At 55.3% G+C, this 19,198-nt stretch carries 14 protein-coding genes; 4 read left to right on the top strand and 10 right to left on the bottom strand.

Annotated features, from left to right (window positions below):
• The first annotated feature begins 309 nt into the window (after positions 1 to 309).
• Positions 310 to 5,427: a RecQ family ATP-dependent DNA helicase gene (locus ACR0JG_RS06290; protein WP_480568182.1), complete on the top strand. Its 5,118-nt coding sequence runs from the start codon at positions 310 to 312 to the stop codon at positions 5,425 to 5,427.
• 240 nt (positions 5,428 to 5,667) lie between these two features.
• Here the strand turns inward: ACR0JG_RS06290 and ACR0JG_RS06295 are convergent, their stop codons facing one another.
• Together ACR0JG_RS06295 and ACR0JG_RS06300 are read right to left on the bottom strand one after the other, a co-directional pair.
• Positions 5,668 to 6,069 (bottom strand): XRE family transcriptional regulator, encoded by a 402-nt coding sequence (locus ACR0JG_RS06295; RefSeq protein ID WP_480568185.1) that lies wholly within the window; start codon positions 6,067 to 6,069, stop codon positions 5,668 to 5,670.
• Between the two features lie 140 nt (positions 6,070 to 6,209).
• Positions 6,210 to 6,665, bottom strand: coding sequence for an Lrp/AsnC family transcriptional regulator (locus ACR0JG_RS06300; RefSeq protein WP_170423874.1), 456 nt, complete (start codon positions 6,663 to 6,665; stop codon positions 6,210 to 6,212).
• Between the two features lie 115 nt (positions 6,666 to 6,780).
• On the opposite strand from ACR0JG_RS06300, the gene ACR0JG_RS06305 reads away from it, so the two are divergent.
• The gene (locus ACR0JG_RS06305) at positions 6,781 to 7,980 is read left to right on the top strand and encodes a methionine gamma-lyase (RefSeq protein ID WP_480568189.1); all 1,200 of its coding nucleotides are present in this window, start codon (positions 6,781 to 6,783) and stop codon (positions 7,978 to 7,980) included.
• 14 nt (positions 7,981 to 7,994) lie between these two features.
• Positions 7,995 to 10,367, top strand: a complete 2,373-nt coding sequence (locus tag ACR0JG_RS06310; RefSeq protein WP_480568192.1) for a 1-deoxy-D-xylulose-5-phosphate synthase N-terminal domain-containing protein — start codon at positions 7,995 to 7,997, stop codon at positions 10,365 to 10,367.
• A gap of 303 nt (positions 10,368 to 10,670) precedes the next feature.
• Here ACR0JG_RS06310 and ACR0JG_RS06315 read toward each other — a convergent pair whose 3' ends face one another.
• The 7 genes from ACR0JG_RS06315 to ACR0JG_RS06345 all read right to left on the bottom strand — a co-directional run bounded on the left by ACR0JG_RS06315 (position 10,671) and on the right by ACR0JG_RS06345 (position 17,253).
• Positions 10,671 to 11,729 (bottom strand): aldolase/citrate lyase family protein, encoded by a 1,059-nt coding sequence (locus tag ACR0JG_RS06315; protein ID WP_480568195.1) that lies wholly within the window; start codon positions 11,727 to 11,729, stop codon positions 10,671 to 10,673.
• 12 nt (positions 11,730 to 11,741) lie between these two features.
• A complete protein-coding gene (hpaH, locus tag ACR0JG_RS06320) occupies positions 11,742 to 12,542 on the bottom strand; it encodes a 2-oxo-hept-4-ene-1,7-dioate hydratase (protein ID WP_170422690.1) in 801 nt (266 codons plus the stop codon).
• A complete protein-coding gene (locus ACR0JG_RS06325) occupies positions 12,539 to 13,393 on the bottom strand; it encodes a fumarylacetoacetate hydrolase family protein (RefSeq protein WP_170422688.1) in 855 nt (284 codons plus the stop codon). The genes hpaH and ACR0JG_RS06325 overlap by 4 nt, the downstream gene beginning before the upstream one ends.
• 63 nt (positions 13,394 to 13,456) lie before the next feature.
• Positions 13,457 to 14,440, bottom strand: a complete 984-nt coding sequence (gene hpaD, locus ACR0JG_RS06330; RefSeq protein ID WP_480568199.1) for a 3,4-dihydroxyphenylacetate 2,3-dioxygenase — start codon at positions 14,438 to 14,440, stop codon at positions 13,457 to 13,459.
• A gap of 12 nt (positions 14,441 to 14,452) precedes the next feature.
• Positions 14,453 to 15,304, bottom strand: coding sequence for a 3,4-dihydroxyphenylacetate 2,3-dioxygenase (hpaD, locus tag ACR0JG_RS06335; protein WP_480568202.1), 852 nt, complete (start codon positions 15,302 to 15,304; stop codon positions 14,453 to 14,455).
• A gap of 51 nt (positions 15,305 to 15,355) precedes the next feature.
• Positions 15,356 to 16,867, bottom strand: a complete 1,512-nt coding sequence (hpaE, locus tag ACR0JG_RS06340; protein WP_480568205.1) for a 5-carboxymethyl-2-hydroxymuconate semialdehyde dehydrogenase — start codon at positions 16,865 to 16,867, stop codon at positions 15,356 to 15,358.
• 2 nt (positions 16,868 to 16,869) lie between these two features.
• On the bottom strand, positions 16,870 to 17,253 hold the full coding sequence (locus tag ACR0JG_RS06345; RefSeq protein WP_480568209.1) for a 5-carboxymethyl-2-hydroxymuconate Delta-isomerase: 384 nt from the start codon (positions 17,251 to 17,253) through the stop codon (positions 16,870 to 16,872).
• 105 nt (positions 17,254 to 17,358) lie between these two features.
• Here ACR0JG_RS06345 and hpaR point away from each other — a divergent pair, with 105 nt between their 5' ends.
• Positions 17,359 to 17,799: a homoprotocatechuate degradation operon regulator HpaR gene (gene hpaR / locus ACR0JG_RS06350; protein ID WP_170394006.1), complete on the top strand. Its 441-nt coding sequence runs from the start codon at positions 17,359 to 17,361 to the stop codon at positions 17,797 to 17,799.
• A 34-nt stretch (positions 17,800 to 17,833) separates the two neighbouring features.
• On the opposite strand, the gene ACR0JG_RS06355 is transcribed toward hpaR, so the two are convergent.
• Entirely contained in the window at positions 17,834 to 19,186 is a 1,353-nt protein-coding gene (locus ACR0JG_RS06355) for an aminotransferase class III-fold pyridoxal phosphate-dependent enzyme (protein WP_480568212.1), read from the bottom strand.
• Between the last annotated feature and the right edge of the window lie 12 nt (positions 19,187 to 19,198).

The following is a 19,198-nucleotide window of genomic DNA, read 5'->3' on the forward strand; positions in this document are numbered from 1 at the left end:
GTTGTTTTTATGGGTTTGTCTGATTCAAAGGTTTACAATTCTCCGGAAAAATCCCGATTTCGGTTCGGATCTGTCAACTTAATGTAAACTTAGTGTAAACCTTTGGCCTGATTTTGGGGTGTTTTTGAGGTCGAAAGGTTTACATCCGTCGATCCCGCGAGGGGCTGATGTAAACCTTTGTCAACCTTATGCAACCATTGAGGAGTGCGGGGAATCCACATTACGAAGAGCAATTTGAAACGCACCTTCTCTTTTGTCTGTAATCCGGTAGCTATCAAGGAGACACTAAAAGAGAAAATTTGGCGAGCAATGATAACGAACGGTCAGGTGGACATTTCGCGCTTTCTTGAGCGCTGTGTATCGATTGACCTAGAAGTGGACCCTAAATCCGCTCGGATATTCGCATTCGCTGCCACAACGAACGATGACTCCCGACCGGCTCTAGTTGAAAAAAGCAGCTCCGCCTCAGCACTGTCGCAACTCGACACATATTGTAAAGGTTTCGACAGTGTCATCGGCCACAACATCTTGCACCACGACCTGCCCCACCTAGCCGCTGCTGCGCCCCGCTTTGCCGCCTTGGCAGAGGCACCAATCGACACACTCTGGCTCAATCCTTTGGCCTTCCCGCGCAACCCCTATCACCATTTAGTCAAACACTATCAAGACGGACGGTTGCAAACGGGTCATGTCAACGATCCCGAAAAGGATGCACGTCTGGTCTTCGAGGTTCTGCAAAACCAGATCGAGGCGTTCGCCAAGCTAAATACAACGACCCCGGATGCGCTGACAGCCTATCATTTCCTTGCCACACGCCCCCCACGCAGCGGAGGGTTTGACGCACTTTTTACTGCTGTGCGTTGCACTAGCAGACCCAATAAACAAGAAGCCTTTGACGCCGTTCGCCGCCTTTTGGCTGGACAAGTCTGCTTGCATCGGCTCGAACAGACTCTTAGCCGGATGAAAAACCCGAACCTTGCCTGGCCTTTGGCCTATGCATTGTCGTGGATTTCTGTTGCTGGCGGCGACAGCGTCATGCCTCCCTGGGTTCGCATGCAATTCCGCGAAGCTTCTCTGATTGTGCGTCACTTGCGAGAGGCTGCTTGTAATGAGGACTCTTGCCAATGGTGTGTCGAACACAACGATCCTAAAAGGGCGCTGGATCGCTGGTTCGGCTTTCCGTCCTTCAGACCCGAACCCGTGGACGAATTCGGTCAACCCTTGCAGGAACGCATTGTGGCTGAAGCGATGGCAGGCAAAAGCGTTCTGGGCATCCTTCCGACCGGAACTGGCAAGTCAGTCTGCTATCAGATTCCAGCCCTTTCACGGTTCGACAAGACCGGTGCGCTAACCGTCGTTATCTCACCGCTAGTCGCACTCATGGCAGATCAGGTGCAGGGCCTGGCGAGAGCCGGGATATCCTCCGCCGTCACGATCAACGGCCTTCTGTCGCTGCCTGAACGTCACGATGCTCTGGACAAAGTGCGCATGGGCGATGCTGCGATCTTGATGATTTCACCCGAACAGCTTCGCAACAAGTCAGTTCGCAGCGCTCTGACACAACGCGAAATTGGCCTTTGGGTGCTAGACGAAGCACATTGCATCTCAAAATGGGGCCATGATTTTAGGCCCGACTACCGCTACGTCAGCCGCTTCATCAAAGAAAACTCCGGCGATGCCCCCGCTCCGATACTTTGCCTTACCGCCACTGCCAAACCCGAGGTAGTGCGCGATATAAGAGAGCATTTCAAAACACGACTGGATCAGGATCTGATCCTGCTGGACGGTGGTGCGTCGCGCACGAACCTTTCTTTTTCGGTGCGTGAAACCCAGCGCGCGACGAAACTCGCAGATATTCTGAACGCGATCGAGCAGGGCTTGCCCGCCTCTGGGGTCTCCGGAGCCGTTGTCTATTGCGCGACCCGAGGTGCGACAGAACGCGTGGCCGAATTCCTGAAACAACAGGGTGTCAGCGCCGAACGTTTCCACGCTGGCCTACCTCCCGAAGAAAAGCACGAGATCCAGGAGCAATTCCGGACCGGCGAATTGCGCGTGATTGCTGCGACCAACGCCTTTGGCATGGGCATCGACAAACCTGACATCCGCCTAGTAGTCCACGGCGACGTGCCAGGCTCGTTGGAGAACTACTTACAAGAGGCAGGACGCGCGGGACGCGACCGCGACCCCGCTAGCTGCGTGTTATTGTTCAACATAGAGGATGTTGAACGCCAATTCAGCCTTTCGGCCCGCTCCCGCCTTGCGCGGCATGAAATAGGTGCCATCCTTAAAGCGCTGCGTCGCTTGGACATTCGCACTCGAGACGAAGGTAAGATCGTCGCCACTCCTGGCGAGATTGTGCGAGAGGAAAAGGACTTTGAATTTCTGCGCGATAACAACACTGAAGACACGCGCGTAAAAACAGCTATTGCTTGGCTCGAGGAGGCGAGCCTGTTGCGGCGTGAAGAAAACAGCGTGCAAGTCTTCCCCGCCTCCTTACTCGTGCGCGATGTGAATACCGCAGCCGCGTTGTTGGAAAAGGCAGATATCTCGGGCACTCGGCGCAAACAACTGCTGGCAATAGTGCGCCATATCGTAAACACACCAGTGGGAGAAGGTGTTTCCACCGACGAATTAGCAGGAACTAGCGGGCTCTCCTCCGCTGAGTTGCGCAAAGCGCTGACCGATCTGGAGGCGATTGGAATTGCCAGCGACGACACCAATATAACCATTTTTGTGCACTATGGCGTGACCGACGCATCGCAAGCCCGCCTGGATCGGGCCGCGCGACTAGAAGAAGACCTAATCGCCGTGATGCGCGAAATTGCCCCAGATGCCGATCAGGCTGAACCGATTCCGCTCAACCTCTCCATTGCCTGTCAGGAATTGCGAAAGCGCGGCCATGGCGAGGTGCGTCCGGATCTGGTGGAGACTCTGCTGCGCGGTATGGCACAGGATGGACGTGATACGGAGGGAGGGCGTGGCAACCTTTCTCTGCGTAAATCAGTGCACGGTAGCATCCTTGTGCGACTTCAACAGTCTTGGCGCTTTGTCGCTCAAACCGCTGAGTTGCGCCATCAGGGTGCACAACGCCTGCTGGCGCATCTTCTGACCCTGGTGCCAAAAAGCACGCACGGCAAGGACATTCAGGTCGAGACCACTCTGGGAGCGATGCTGTCCACGATTACCGGCGACACGCTTTTGCGCACCAGCATCAAAGACCCAAACCGCTTAATGGACCGAGCACTTTTGTGGATGCATGAACAGCAGGTGGTTACGCTGGGACGCGGACTGTCCATCTTTCGCCCTGCCATGACGGTGCATCTTGGCTCCAAAGGCGGTGGTTTCACCGTCCAGCATTTCGCACCACTCGAGGAACACTATGACGAACAGACCATCCAAACCCATGTGATGGCAGCCTACGCGGAAAAAGGACTGGAAAACATTGAGACAGCGCAGCGCTTGTCCGACGACTATTTCGTGCTGGAGCAAGACGCCTTCATGCGCCGATGGATGCCGGGGCGCGGGACCGAATTCCGGCGTCAGGCCACTGGTGCCACCTATAAGGCAATTGTCGACAACCTGGGCAATCCGGTGCAGCAAAAAATTGTGCGTGACAACCGGGAACAAACCAACGTCCTTGTGCTGGCAGGACCAGGCTCGGGCAAAACACGAGTCCTGGTTCATCGCATCGCTTATCTGCTGCGCATCAAACGCGAGGATCCCCGCGGTATCCTCGTGCTGGCCTACAACCGTCACGCAGCCGCTGAAATACGTGAACGCCTGCGCCGGTTAGTTGGAGATGACTCAACCTTAGTAACCGTCTCAACGGTGCATTCACTGGCTATGCGCCTGATCGGAGCTAGTTTCGCGGGCATTCAAACAGCCGACATCCCCGATTTCAAAGGTCTATTGCAAAAGGCCGCAGCACTGCTACGGGGTGACGGTCTAAGCAAGCAAGAGGCCGAGGCGCTGCGTGAAACACTGATACAGGGGTATCGCTGGATTTTAGTGGATGAATATCAGGATATCGGTCCAGATGAATACGCGCTGATCGCTGCTGTGGCAGGGAGAACTTTGGATGATCCCGATCTGCGACTCAGTCTCTTTGCCGTGGGTGATGACGACCAGAATATTTATGCTTTCTCTGGTGCATCGATCCGCTACATCCGCCAGTTTGAACAGGACTACGCCGCAAAACCGGTTTTCTTAACCGAGAACTACCGCTCTACCCGTCATATCGTCGCCACCGCCAACGCCGTGATCTCAGGTGCCGCCGCGCGCATGAAACTTGGCCATGATATTACCGTAGATCAGGCCCGGACGAAGGCTGACGCTGGTGGATCTCTGGCCAGATTGGATCCAGTAGCTCAGGGCCGTGTGCAGATCATTGAGTGCCCCGCTGGTAATGAAGAGCAGGCTATGGCCGCACTAGACGAGTTGATCCGCCTCTCTCGTCTCGACCCCGATTGGACATGGTCACGCGCCGCAATTATCTCGCGCGATTGGCGAAAGCTGATACCGGTGCGCGATTTTGCCGAAAACCTCGGGATACCGGTTGAAATGGCTAATGAAAACATGCCTAGCCTATGGCGGATGCGCGAGATGCAGACGTTTGTCAAAGCCCTACGCGAGACCCCCTCAGAGCTTTACTCGATCAATCAGTTGACCGAAGTGCTGAACACACTTTCGCATTCGCGCTGGACCGATCGTATTGGTGAAGGACTGGGCCTACTGGCACGCGAGGTTGGATCGCGCAGCCTACCCGTCCCAGACATTGTCGAATGGTTCGCGGAATGGTCCCGTGATAGCTGGGATGAACAAAGAGGGTTAAAGCTGCTGACGGCCCACCGCGCAAAAGGCCTGGAATTTGACGATGTAGTTATACTCGATGGCGGGTGGGAGCGGCCCTCGCGGTCCGAAGATCAGGACGCACCCCGTCGACTGTTCTATGTGGCTATGACACGTGCCCGCCGCAGCCTTGTAGTAATGAGCAACGACAACCATGAATACCTACCAACAGGAGCACCTTCAGTTCTCACCCGTAGCGTGACGCCTGACATGAACGCGTTGCCTGGTCCCCGTCGTTTTTTTCAGGCGGCTGAGGCGCGGATGGTTGATCTTTCCTATGCTGGACGCCTGCATCCAGGCCACTCTTCTCTGAGTGCTGTTAATGCGGCACGCGTCGGCGATGCAGTGTTATTGGTAAAGGACGGCGACCGCTGGTTGCTACACAACGAAAAAGGGCAAGTGCTGAGCCGCATGTCCAAATCCTTCACACCCCCGCCAAATACCAGGTTTGATCGGGGTGAAGTCGCCGCTATCCTTACATGGCGAAAGGAAGACTCAGGTGAAGCCTTCCAGCACACTCTCCGCCGCGATGCATGGGAGGTGGTTTTGCCGGAGCTCGTTTTCGTGTCCGTCAACTAGGACATCACCAACAGTTTTCATGCCTCCAGAGGGATCCAACGAAGCTCAGCACTTCAATCATTTCTCACCGCCGTCATGCTATGGATTTTCATCGAGCCGCCTGAGGCCCGCATAGACGCCGAAGTAACTGCACCCGGTGCAAAGTAATGCCGGGATCACTTTCATTGCTAACATCGCGCAGGAAGCGCAGCCAGGCGAGTTCGTTAGGAGTCAAATCGTCAGTCTTATCACACATGGTTTTTATCTCCCGAAGATCGCGTTGATCGCAGCCTGGGACCTGCTCGTCAGCCTTGGATCGGTATTGTTGGAAGCCTCACGGATCGCTTGCAGCCAGCCAACTTCATTTGCCGTAACGGGCTCCCCGAATACCTCCACGACTGCTTCAGCTGTCGTCCGACCAATTGCCTGCTCCAGAGCGAGCTGCATCACGAAAGCAGGGTCCGCCTCAAGCGCAACCGCCAGCGCCGGGACGCGATCGAGCGCCACTTTGGAGCTACCCTGCTTGATCATCGTGATCATGTTCTGGTTCACATAGCCGGCCAGGGCGGCAATCTCAGCCTGGCTCTTGGTCGGTTTCAATTCGAGCACCCTGCGCTCGACGTATTTTGCCAACCTTGTTTTTTCGTGTGGTTTCTTGGTCATCGCTATCCTCTCAGAAGTGATGCAGCAAGCGCTGCATGTCTTTGATATAGCGACGGTGAGAATGGGAAATTGCGGAGGGAAAAAATGAATCAACTAAAATGTTTAGCCGATTGGCAACAACTCATTCTAACTGGGTCGATCTATCCGGGCGGAAAAATTGCGGTCTTTTTTACCGTTCCATAGACAAAGCTGGTATCGATCGAGGCGATCCCACCGATAGGATGAATTCGGTGACGAATAAATTCCTCGTAGGCTTCGAGATCCGATACCAAAACCCGCAATTGGTAGTCCATTGCACCGGTCAGCACGTGGCATTCAAGAACTTCATCGATCATCCGAACGCGTTTCTCGAAGTTCTGAACGTCCGTTTCGTTGTGTCGCTCCAATCTGATACGCACGAAGACGGTAATGGCCATCCCATAGGCAGCAGCGTCAACGTCGGCGCTGTATCCCTTTATCACTCCGTTGGCTTCTAGGTTTTTGACCCGGCGCAAACACGGTGAGGGAGACAGGTTCACCTCGTCGGCAAGATCCTGGTTCGTCATGCGCCCGTCCCGTTGTAGCGCTCGAATGATCTGCCTATCCTTAGCGTCCATTTATCCCTCTTGCTTAGCAGAATATGCCAATATCAACACTCGTGTTGGTATATTTCGCAACCATTAGCCCAAAGTAAAGGCGCAAACTGGCTTCAACATGAATCAGGAGCTTGCAATGACTCGTTCAACCGGATTTGCCACCCGCGCCATTCACCATGCTTATAACCCTCAGGAAAATGACGGCGCTCTGACACCACCGCTACACTTGACGTCTACGTTTACCTTTGAAACCGCAGAGGCTGGTGGAGAGATGTTCGCGGGCGAGCGTGAGGGTCATATCTACAGCCGTATTTCAAACCCCACTTGCGACCTTCTTGAACAACGCATTGCCGTGCTTGAAGGGGCAGAGGCCGGACTAGCTCTCTCAAGCGGCATGGGGGCGATCACGGCAGTGCTTTGGACCCTGCTGTCGCCTGGTGACGAAGTCATCGTGGATAAAACGCTCTATGGCTGCACCTTCGCCTTCATGCGTCACGGTTTGGCGAAATGGGGGGTCACGATCACACACGTCGACATGACAGACCCTGAGAACTTGAAAGCGGCCGTTTCTGACAAAACCCGCGTTGTCTATTTCGAAACTCCGGCCAATCCGAACATGCGCTTGGTGGACATCGCCGCAAGCGCCGCAATTGCGCATTCGTTTGGTGCAACGGTCGTCGTCGATAACACTTATGCCAGCCCTTATCTGACCCGCCCGATCGAGCATGGGGCAGATATTGTTTTGCACTCCGCCACCAAATACCTCGGCGGGCATGGCGATGTGGTTGCCGGTCTGGTGGTAGGAACCGCCGAACAGATTGCAGAGATTCGCCTTGTTGGGATGAAGGATATGACCGGCGCGGTAATGGCGCCTTTCAACTCGATGCTAATCCTGCGTGGTCTAAAAACACTGAACCTGCGTCTGGATCGTCATTGTGACTCTGCCAAAGTCGTCGCGGACTTCCTCGAAGCGCACCCTGCCGTCGGTGAGGTTTATTTCCCCGGTCTTGAGAGCTTCGCACAGCACGATGTAGCGCAGCGACAGATGTCCCAACCGGGCGCTATGATAGCGTTCGAGATCAAATCCGGTCTGTCCGGAGGAATTGAATTCATGAACCGCCTGAATATGATCCAGCGTGCGGTGTCGTTGGGCGACGCGGAAACACTGATCCAACACCCAGCCTCCATGACTCATTCGACGTATACCCCGGAAGAGCGGGCTGAGCATGGGATAAGCGATGGCCTGATCCGTCTGTCTGTCGGGCTAGAGGATGTCGAAGATATCCTTGCAGACCTAGAGCAGGCTTTGCCCTACCCTGCTCGCAGCGCCGCCTAAACCCGGAGACCACCATGAACATTGATCCCACCCAACTAAAGATCGTCGAACAGCGCTTGCTGTGGTTGTCTCATTGGATGATCCACCATGCCAACCATGTCCGACCAAAGGTGGATGGGATCAAGATTGGTGGCCATCAGGCTTCGTCTGCGTCGATGGTATCGATCATGACCGCGCTCTACTTCTCAGCCTTACGCCCTGAGGACCGGGTTGCAGTAAAACCGCATGCGTCGCCGGTGTTTCATGCGATGCAGTATCTCATGGGTAATCAGACCCGCGAGAAGATGGTGAATTTCCGCGGATTTGGCGGTGTGCAAAGTTATCCCAGCCGGACCAAGGACATTGACGATGTTGATTTCTCGACCGGGTCTGTAGGTTTAGGTGTCGCGATCACCTCGTTTGCCTCGATCATTCAGGACTACATCAAGGCCAAAAGCTGGGGTTCAGACGCCCCGATGGGGCGTATGGTGGCACTTGTTGGCGATGCCGAACTGGACGAAGGCAACGTCTATGAGGCGTTGCAGGAAGGCTGGAAAAACGACCTACGAAACACGTGGTGGATCATCGACTATAACCGACAGTCGCTGGACGGTATCGTCCGAGAAGGACTGTTCGAACGGATCGAGAAAATCTTCGATGCATTCAGTTGGGATGTCGTGCGCGTAAAATACGGAGTTCTTCAACGCGCGGCCTTTGAAGAGCCCGGCGGCAACCGCCTGCGTGATTGGATCGACGCTTGCCCCAACCAGGACTACTCGGCGTTGACTTTCATGGGTGGTGCGAATTGGCGGCAGCGTCTCATGGACGATCTGGGGGATCAGGGGGATGTGACTGCCTTGATTGAAAGGCGGACGGATGCAGAGCTTGCAGCCCTTATGGAGAACCTCGGCGGCAACTGCGTCGAGACCATGGCCCAGACATTTGCCGCCATCGATCATGATCGCCCGACATGCTTCCTGGCCTACACCGTCAAAGGATGGGGCACCCCTATTGCAGGCCACAAGGACAATCACGGCGGGCTGATGAACAACAGCCAGTTCGTTGCATGGCAGTCGCATATGGGTGTGCCGAAGGGCGAAGAATGGGAGCCGCTCGCGACGGTGCAAGATCCAGACGCATTCAAAGATTTTCTGGCCAGCACCCCGTTCTTTGCCAAAGGTCTGCGCCGCTATTTTGATGACAAATTGGATGTGCCGCCAATCGAAATCGACTCCAGTCGCGAAATCTCGACCCAGATGGCGTTTGGCAAGATCCTAGACGATCTATCAAAAGGCGACAGCCCATTGGCTGAACGCATAGTGACAACCTCTCCGGATGTGACAGGCACGACAAGCCTTGGTCCTTGGGTGAACAGGCGCAAACTGTTCGCCCGATCCGAGCAAGCCGACGCCTTCATAGAGCACCGGATCCCTTCGACGGCGAAATGGGAATTCACGCCGGAGGGGCAGCATATCGAGCTTGGTATCGCCGAAATGAACCTCATGTTGCTTCTGGGAGCGGCGGGCCTGTCGCATTCCCTGTTCGGTAAGCGGCTGATCCCAATTGGCACCGTATATGATCCATTCGTCAGCCGCGGTCTCGATGCGCTAAACTACGCCTGTTATCAGGACGCGCGCTTCATGCTGGTTGGCACACCATCGGGTGTCACACTCGCACCCGAAGGTGGAGCACACCAATCCGTTGGAACACCGCTGATCGGGATGAGCCAAGACGGGCTGGCCGCATTTGAACCCGCCTTTTCCGACGAACTGGCGGTGATCATGGAATGGGCCTTTGATTACATGCAGCGCGACGGCGAAGGGCAACCGGATGAGCGCACATGGCTGCGCGATGAAACCGGAGGCTCCGTCTACATGCGCCTGACCACCAACCCGATTGAACAGCCCGGAATACGTGTCGACCAAGAGTTCCGCCAAGGTGCCATTGATGGGGCCTATTGGTTACGAAAACCCGGGCCCAATTGCGAAGTTGTAGTCGCCTATCAAGGAGCAGTCGCGCCGGAGGCAATCAAGGCTGCCGGTATGATTGGTGAAGGCCGTCGCGACATAGGTGTATTGGCCGTGACATCCGCAGATCGCCTGAATGCTGGATGGACCGCCGCTCAACGAGCGCGTTCGCGCGGCAATCGAGCGGCACGCTCTCACATCGAAACCCTGATGTCCGACCTTCCGTCACACTGCAAGCTCGTCACCGTTATCGATGGTCATCCTGCAACTCTATCCTGGCTCGGGGCAGTGCTTGGACATCAGACTATCCCAATGGGTGTCGAGCATTTTGGTCAGACCGGAACAATCGGCGATCTATATCGCCACCACAGCATTGACGCAGACGCAATCTTGGAGAAAGTGAACGGCCTGACTCACGGCAAAGCTCTTCACCGTGCATAAGTAGGCTGGATCTGGGCAATAATGTAGAGAACAAACTAGCACTGAACATAGACCACGATAACTAGCGGACCATGTAGACAGTGCTCTGAGGTTCAATGAACCTGCCGAACCTGAACTTGGCTGGTTTGATTGGCGACAACGCCTAGAAAACAGGGCGCCTTTGACTAAAATTCAATAACTTGGCCCTCTGCACCGGTCTTCGGGAGGCAGGGGTCGGAGGTTCGAATCCTCTCACTCCGACCAAAAACAAAGTTCCTGAAGGGCCTCTTTGTTTTTCTGCGATATCCAGCTTAGCAAAAGTCGCTAGTCATCCCAGTTCAGTTCAAACTCTTCGCGAAAGGCAAACCGTTTCAGGTGATCGGAAATCACTGTCTTCCAACTGTCCAGGTCATCGCGTGGCTGCACCGAGGCGCGAACTTCCAGTGCTACTGGCGTCGCCTTTAGTTCGACGGCATTGCCACTGTCAAAAAAAACGGTTCCAGTATTTGCATCGAACTCGACCTGTCCCTTATGTGACCAATGTTTGCACAATTGCTGTAAGTACTTGCTGGCATTTTCTGTTGTCGCCGATCCGATAGCGTTTTGTCGCGGCAAAAGCGCGAGGCCGTTTTGCGCTTTTGCGCGCATACTCTTTGCGAAAAGGGTGACGTCAATTTCAGTGGCCAGAAAGGTCACGCCGATCTCAAGACACCTACGCTGCATTGCAGGGTCCAGTGTTAGGATACCCGCGGCTTTACCTGCCGCGACGATGCGGGTCAGCGCGTCTTCAATGGCCTCCACAACATCTGGATGCTCGGCGTTGCCGATATGACCCATGTCGGCGGCCAGATCTGCAGGTCCGACAAAAACTCCGTCTACTCCATCAATCGTCAGAATGTCGTCCAGAGCGGCCATGCCCGCGTTGTTCTCAACCTGTAGCAGCAGACAAATCTGCTCATCCGCCGTATCGAGGTAGTCCGGGATCTCGGCAAATTGCGAAGCCCGCGCAAGGGATGATCCCACACCTCGCACGCCGTGTGGGGGGTATTGCACCGCGCGTACCAGTTCGCGCGCCTGATCAGCGCTTTCGACCATCGGCACCAGAATACTCTGAACACCCGCATCGAGATATTGCTTGATCATCCATGTCTCACCAATCGGTAGACGTGCAACTGGCGCGCTGCCCGAACTTTCGATCACTCGCACCTGTTCAAGGGTCGAGCGCAGGTCGTTTGGTGCGTGTTCGCCATCGACCAACAACCAATCGAACCCTGCGGTCGCGGAAATTTCTGCTGCATATGCGTCGGCCATTCCGATCCAGCACCCGACCTGAGGCTTTCCAGCCTTTAATGCGGCCTTAAAGGTGTTCTTTGGTGCGGGCATGTCGCTGCTCCTTTAGGCAAAATTGATGTCGACGGATCCGAACGATCCGAAATCGGCGTGGATTTCCGCACCCGATGGGCATTCGATCGGGCGAATGAAGCTGCCGGACAGGATCACGTGGCCGGGTTCAATGCTCTGGCCGTATTGCGCCATGCGACGGGCCAACCAGACCATACTTTCGACCGGATCATTCAATACGCCCGCACCCAGGCCGGTTTCCTCGATTTCACCGTTGCGGAAGGTTAGGGCCCCTACCCATCGCAGGTCAAACGCATCCGCTGGGTGGCGTTCCGCCCCTAGTACAATGCCGGCATTTGCGGCGTTGTCGCTGATCGTGTCGAATACTGTGCGTGACTTTCCAGTCTCAGGGTCTGCCCGCTTAATACGAGTGTCGAGGATTTCGATGGACGGAGTAACATAGTCGGTCGCCCGCAAAACCTGATCGCGGCTCACATCGGCGCCACCAATGGCCTCCTTCATGACAAAGGCGATCTCGGCTTCGATACGTGGTTGGATGAAACGACCTGCGGGAACGGTCCCGCCATTTTCAAAGGCCATGTTGTCAAACAGGATACCACTATCAGGAATGTCGATATTCAAAGCATATTGCATCGCTTTCGAGGTCAGCCCGATCTTCCAGCCGATGACCTTGCGCCCTTCCGCCAGCTTGGCCCGATAGATGGCATTCTGCACTTCATAAGCGTCATCCATCGCCATTTCGGGATACCGCAATGTCAGTAGACCGATCTGCTGTCGCGTCCTTTCCGCGTTCAGCAGATCGGCGGCAGCGCGCGCATGGTCTTCGGGGGTCATATCTGCTCATCCTCGATGGTGTTGCGCAGGGTGCCTATCCCATCGACGGATACCTCAACCACATCGCCGGGAGCCAAGTATTTTGGCGGATCAAATCGTGCACCTGCGCCGGTTGGGGTGCCGGTAACGATGATATCGCCCGGTTGAAGCGTCATAAAGGTTGATATGTATTCAATCTCGCGCCGGATCGGAAACATCATTCGGTTCAACGTATCGTCCTGACGCAACTCACCATTCACATGGGTCTGGATGCGGGCGCCATCCAGTTGCGCGGCATCAGTGAAAGGGACCAGCCAAGGGCCGATGGCACCCGATTTGTCCCAGTTCTTGCCTTGGGTGACGTTGAACTTGGCGTGCCGAACCCAATCGCGGATCGTACCTTCGTTGCACAAGGTCAGGGCTGCAATATGGCCATAAGCATCGTCCTGCGAAATCCGGCGGCCTGCTTTGCCGATCACGATGGCCACTTCACCCTCGTAGTCCAGAGTGTGATTTTCAGGCGGTCGGATCAGCGGGCGATTATGACCAGTAAATCCGCTGGAGAAGCGCGGAAATAGCGACATGTATTTCGGCTGGGCGCTTCCATCTTTGTATTCCGCGTTGCGATCGGGGAAGTTCACACCAACGCACAGAATGCGACGAACGTCCGGCATCACCATCTCAAAGGTGAAATCCGTATGGGTTACCGGCTTTCCTTCGGCAGCCTCGGCCAATTGGCCAAACGCCCCAGCGGCGACAACCTCGTAGAGGCTTTTGAACTCTGCAAATTCGCTGTTTAGTGCGACCGCGCCTTCATCAGTGATCGCACCAAAAAATGTTTCACCGTTGGCAGTGTAGGTTGCAATGCGCATCAGGCCTCCTCGGCGTTATGGAACCCGCCCATACTAAGATGTTTTAGATCAAGCATACTTTGCTTACGGTGCGATGATGGGAGACGCAGACAGGTCTGGCTCGTTTACATCCACACCGACAAAGGATGTGCCGTGTTCAAACCAACTGCGCGGCGCCGGAGCGCCCCAGAGCGTCTGACGCTGCGGGTCCTTCAGGTCCCATTTGATCGGCTCCAGATCGGGGTCAACGGTCTGATAATCCGAGCAATAAATCTCAATCCGGTGTCCGTCGGGATCGAGTATATACAGGAAGAAAGCATTCGAAATACCATGTCGCCCCGGGCCGCGTTCGATGTTGTCCACATAGCCGGTGGTGGCCATTAGATCGAGCAGATCGATGATGTTCAGCGGTGTTGGCACCCAGAAGGCCACGTGGTGCATACGTGGGCCTTTGCCATTGGTGAAGGCCATATCATGCACCCCACCCTTGCGGTGCATCCACGCGGCCCACAGTTTCTTGCTGTCTTCGTCTTCCGTATACTCGGTCACGCGGAACCCGAAATCACTGTAGAATGCGACACTGTCATCGACATTGGTCGAGAAGCAGTTGAAGTGATCGATCCGCAACGGTTTCACACCACGATAGAGCGCGTATTTCTGATGGATCGGCTCCAGGCGATCCATCTTGTGATAGAACTCTAGCGGTATGCCCATATTGTCCGAAGTTAACAGAGTCCGGCCCTGATAAGGGCGATCAACCCATGAGGTCGGTCGGCCTTTGGATATAAAATACGCCTCGGCCCGATCCAAATCATCCTCGTCGAATGTTTTGAAGCCCATGACCTCGACAGTCGCCGGCTGATCGGATTTCTGCAGGATCACACAATGATGTCCACGTTCCTCCATAGCGCGCAGGTAGACATGTGTGTCGCTTTCGTCCGAGACCTGCAAACCCAGAATATCCGAGTAGAATTTGCGCGAAGCAACAAGATCGCTGACGTTCAGGCAAACATGGCTCAGCCGGATCGTGTTGAAGTCGGGGTACAGGTTGGGGGCTGGAACGGGCATTGAAACCTCCTGTTAAACGGGGAAGATGACGTTGGTCTGACCAGTGCCGGAGCTTGGGAAATACTCAGTCACAACCTCGCATTTCTTGTCATAGGTATCCCACCCCAGCGCGCCGTAAAGCATCGACGTGTCGTGCATCGAGCCTTCGCCGCAGCAGAAATTGGCATAATCGCCCAGCATCTTCAGGAACGTGGCATGATCGCCGTTCTTCCACATCTCAAGCACATGCAAGTCCATCTGACGGTTGAATTCCGAGCTGATGGTGAAAGTGCCGTTATTGGCGGCATAATCCTTGTTCGCCCAGATCTTGTGCGACAACGAGCCTGACGCGACCAACAGCACCTTTTCATTGCTGGCCTCGACCGCTTCACGGATGGCCTCACCAATGACCCGGCTTTCGTCATGGCTATGCACCGTGGCCCAGGCCGCGACTGAGACGACTTTCATATCATGCTCGCGGCTCATGAAGCGCATCGGGACCAGCGTACCGTATTCCAGTTCGAGACTGTCCAAGTGATGCGCTAAAGTGTAGACGCCTTTGTCCGACGCGATCTTTGCGATGGCATCACCCATTTCAGGATTGCCCTCATAGGAATAGGGCAGGTCCTGGATGAACTGCGGGAACTCGTTCGACGTGAACAGACCTTCGAATTTTTCATTGGCGTTGATGTGGAACCCGGCATTGATCACCCAATGCGTGTCGCAGATGATCACCGTGGTCGCCCCCAGCGCTTTTGCACGGCGCGCGATCTCGCGGTGGCCATCAATGGCAGGCTGGCGTTTACCTTTCACCTGGCCTTCCTGCTCGGACATGAGCAATGTCGGCACATGGGTCATTTTGGCGGCAAGAACGATTTCTCCCATGGTCTGCTCCTGGAGTTAAGGTTTTTCGCGCGATTGTCGTCTGAGGGGCCGCTAGAGCTTGCCCAGTTGCATGATCTTGTGCTGGCCCGTGGCAAAGCCGACATGCTTTTGTTCCATATAGAACTCAAAGCTCCAGTCGCCGCCATCGCGACCGATGCCAGACGCTTTGACCCCGCCAAACGGTGTGGGCAGATGGCGCACGTTTTCCGAGTTCACCCAGATCATTCCGGCCTCAAGCTTGTCCGTGAAACGTAACGCGCGGGTCAGATCGTTGGTCCAGACATAGCCGGTCAGACCATATTGCGTGTCATTTGCGATCTGCAGCGCCTCCTCCTCAGTCGAGAACGGGATCACGGTCAGGACAGGGCCAAAGATTTCCTCGCGTGCGATGCGCATTTGATTGTTAGCGTTAGTAAACAGGGTGGGCCGTACGAAGTACCCCTCTTCGCCCACCTTGACGCCACCGGCCGCGACGGTCGCGCCGTCTTCCTTGGCGATGTCGAAGTATGAAGTGACCTTGTTGTAATGCTCTTCCGTTACAAGAGGGCCAATCTCGGTTGCAGGGTCCAACGGGTGGCCGACTTTGATATTGTTCACGCGCTCGATCAGCTTGGCTTCGAACTCTTCCTTGATTGTATCTTGTACCAGCAACCGCGAAGAAGACGTGCAGCGTTCACCGTTGATCGAATAGATCATGAAGATCACCGCATCCAGCGCGCGATCCAAGTCGGCGTCGTCAAAGACGATTACCGGGTTCTTACCGCCCAACTCCAGATGCATCCGTTTCAGCGTATCTGCGCCTTGCTTGGTTATGATGCTGCCCGTACGGCTTTCACCGACAAAGGCAATGGCTTTGATCAATGGATGTTCGGTCAGCCGCTTACCTGCGTCTGGACCAAAACCGTTGACAGTGTTCAGCACACCCTTGGGCAGACCGGCTTCTTCCGCGATTTCGACCAATAGCCGCGCAGACAGCGGTGAATCTTCAGCTGGTTTGTGGACGACCGTACAGCCAGCGGCCAGTGCCGGCGCGATCTTCCATGTCGAAAGCATGAACGGGGTGTTCCACGGCGTGATGACACCAACGGGCCCGATTGGGACGCGGGTGGTTATGTTCATCAGTGTCGGTGATTTCAGGTGTTGACCATCCCGCGCCTGAACCACCTGATCGGCAAAATAGCGAAAATTCTCAGCCCCTCGCAGGGCGGCTTTGGACATAAAGCGCAGGGTCTGGCCGGTATCCCAGCATTCGCACAGCGCGATCTCTTCGGCTCTTGCCTCAATGCCATCTGCAACTTTAAGCAATATCCCGCGGCGCTCCGTAGCGGGCATGTCGCGCCAGTCTGCAAAGGCATTATGCGCGGCCTGTGCCGCCGTATCGATATCTTCCGCCGTGCCATGGGCAACGTCGCAGATCACCGATTTATCCACCGGAGAGATCGACTGAAACACCCCTGCTGACCCATCTTGATCTCCTCCTGCGATCCGGTTCTTTATCCCAGTCCTCTTGAAACGAGCAAGGAAACCATCAAGCCGTTCAATATTCTTGTGTAGGTCACTCATGGTCAGGCCTCCAGATGGTCGCGGATCGTGCCGGTTTTGGGGGAGAGGTCGGGATCGATGTCGCGCATCTCAAGCGACAGCGCGATGGAATGCTGGCTCATGGCGGGCTCCAGATAGGTTCGGGCCGCCTCGAAGATGCGCTGCGTTGCGTCCTTCTTGACGGCCTGCGAACGACCGGCCCGCAGCCGGATCGAGATATCGATGAACCCATGCTTTGGATTTCCGTCTGCGATGGCATAGTGATCAACACGGATCGTTCGGACGCGAATGCCTGCTAGCGGAAAGGTGTCAATCTCAGCGGCCGTTGCACGGATGCAATCGCACAGACCGCCCATGTCGATCCTGTCTTCCAGATTCCCGGAATATTCGACGTGAAAATGCGGCATGATTCCTCCGTTATTAATTAACATGTTTAGCATTATGAGATTATGTCGTCAAGAAGTTGCGTTGTTAATCTTTGCATTTCCTAGGGCAGCACACTAGAAGGCGGCATGAACACTCAAAGCCATACCAAGAGCACCTCAAGGTCGCTTCCCATTGCATTATTGCGCGCCCGCGAAACGATCATGGCCCCCATCAGGGACATGCTGCAGGATATACAGATATCTGAGCAAAAATGGCGCGTCCTGCGCGTACTGGATGAGCTTGGCGAGGTCGAGCAAAGCGCTATCGCCAAAGAAGCTTGTCTGTTACTGCCCAGCCTGACGCGAATATTGCGCAGTATGGAAGCCGATGGGCAGGTCACACGTCGTCAGGACAGCCAGGACAAAAGGCGGACGATGGTGATGATTACAGATGCGGGTCGGCAGATTTTGAAAGACAACCTTCAAGCATCATTGGCCATTTCAAATAGTATTGAGGCGCAGATGGGGCGAGAGAAGCTTGATGAGCTACTGGACCTACTTGAAGAGCTGCAAGCTGTTAAGGTTTGACCCCGCCAGTTGGCAAGCGGGGTCTGCGCGACGACTACAAACTCGACAATCCTGTATCCAGCGCTGACAGGATCTTGGCAACATCGTCGGATGTGACAATCAGAGGTGGGGAAATGATGATGTTGTTGCCAGATACGCGCACCATCACACCATCCTCATAAGCTGCCTTTTGCACCTGTATTGGCAGTTGTTTGGCAATCGGTGCTTTGGTTGCGCGGTCCGAGACCAGTTCCAGCGCGCACATAAGGCCCTCGCCCCCTCGGACGTCACCGATCACCTCGTGCTTTTCAGCCAGTTTCTTCAAGCCCTCGAACAGCTCATCCCCGCGTGCTGCAGCGTTTTCCCAAATCCGCAGACGATTGATTTCCGAAAGAGCTGCCAGTGCCGCCGCCGCGCCGACGGGGTGACCAGAATAGGTGTATCCCTGATCAACGGATGCCAAGCCGGTTGTGTCATTTTCAAACACCTCTGCAACTGCCCCCGAGATCATCGCGGCGCCAAACGGGAAATAGCCATTGGTGATCGCCTTGGCCGTCGTCATAATGTCAGGCTGGACGCCCCAATGTCTCGCTCCGCTTTCACTACCGGTTCGACCAAACGCCGTGATGATTTCGTCTGAAATCAGCAGAATACCGTTCTTCGAACAAACCTCACGCACCATGGGCATAAAGCTTTTGTGCGGCGGAATTACGCCGCCTGCGCCCAAAATCGGCTCCATGATGAAGGCGGCAACCGTGTTGGACCCCTGGAACGCAATCTCGGCTTCAAGCGCTTTGACGCAAAGCTGAGCCAGGCGTTCAGGGTCGGTTTCGTCAAACGGGTTGCGATAGGTCCAAGGCGCAGGCACATGAAAACAGCCTGGCATCATGGGTTCATACACGGCGCGGAACTTCTGATTGCCGTTAACCGAAGCGGCAGCGAAATGGGTGCCGTGGTATCCCTGCTTGAGACTAATGAACTTGGTGCGACCGGCCTCACCCCGAACTTTGTGGAACTGACGCGCAAGCTTTAGTGCGATTTCCACAGAATCCGATCCGCCAGAGGTGAAAAAGGCGCGTGTCAGCCCATCAGGAGCAAAGAACTGTGCCAACTCGTAAGACAGCTCGATCGCCTTGTCGTTGCTCGTACCCCGGAAGGTCGAATAATACGGCAGCGCATTTAGTTGATCAGTGATCGCCTGTTTCACCGGATCGCAGGAATAGCCCAGATTGACGTTCCAAAGGCCACCCACGGCGTCGATGGCCTTGTGCCCGTCCACATCGATGATGCTAACCCCTTCCCCGCCGGTCAGAATGGTCGGAGGGTTGTTCCGGCTGTCGGCCGGGTGCGCCATCGGATGCCAGAAATGGCGGGCGTTGTTCTCCTTGAGAAAGTTGGAGTCTTTCATGTCGCGGTTCTC

It is taken from the genome of Ruegeria sp. AD5 (assembly GCF_056542345.1).

Excerpts from the sequence above, each read along its gene's own strand:
- ACR0JG_RS06290 (WP_480568182.1), top strand. The coding sequence starts at position 310 with ATGATAACGAACGGTCAGGTGGACATTTCGCGCTTTCTTGAGCGCTGT.
- ACR0JG_RS06295 (WP_480568185.1), bottom strand. The coding sequence starts at position 6,069 with ATGACCAAGAAACCACACGAAAAAACAAGGTTGGCAAAATACGTCGAG.
- ACR0JG_RS06300 (WP_170423874.1), bottom strand. The coding sequence starts at position 6,665 with ATGGACGCTAAGGATAGGCAGATCATTCGAGCGCTACAACGGGACGGG.
- ACR0JG_RS06305 (WP_480568189.1), top strand. The coding sequence starts at position 6,781 with ATGACTCGTTCAACCGGATTTGCCACCCGCGCCATTCACCATGCTTAT.
- ACR0JG_RS06310 (WP_480568192.1), top strand. The coding sequence starts at position 7,995 with ATGAACATTGATCCCACCCAACTAAAGATCGTCGAACAGCGCTTGCTG.
- ACR0JG_RS06315 (WP_480568195.1), bottom strand. The coding sequence starts at position 11,729 with ATGCCCGCACCAAAGAACACCTTTAAGGCCGCATTAAAGGCTGGAAAG.
- hpaH (WP_170422690.1), bottom strand. The coding sequence starts at position 12,542 with ATGACCCCCGAAGACCATGCGCGCGCTGCCGCCGATCTGCTGAACGCG.
- ACR0JG_RS06325 (WP_170422688.1), bottom strand. The coding sequence starts at position 13,393 with ATGCGCATTGCAACCTACACTGCCAACGGTGAAACATTTTTTGGTGCG.
- hpaD (WP_480568199.1), bottom strand. The coding sequence starts at position 14,440 with ATGCCCGTTCCAGCCCCCAACCTGTACCCCGACTTCAACACGATCCGG.
- hpaD (WP_480568202.1), bottom strand. The coding sequence starts at position 15,304 with ATGGGAGAAATCGTTCTTGCCGCCAAAATGACCCATGTGCCGACATTG.
- hpaE (WP_480568205.1), bottom strand. The coding sequence starts at position 16,867 with ATGAGTGACCTACACAAGAATATTGAACGGCTTGATGGTTTCCTTGCT.
- ACR0JG_RS06345 (WP_480568209.1), bottom strand. The coding sequence starts at position 17,253 with ATGCCGCATTTTCACGTCGAATATTCCGGGAATCTGGAAGACAGGATC.
- hpaR (WP_170394006.1), top strand. The coding sequence starts at position 17,359 with ATGAACACTCAAAGCCATACCAAGAGCACCTCAAGGTCGCTTCCCATT.
- ACR0JG_RS06355 (WP_480568212.1), bottom strand. The coding sequence starts at position 19,186 with ATGAAAGACTCCAACTTTCTCAAGGAGAACAACGCCCGCCATTTCTGG.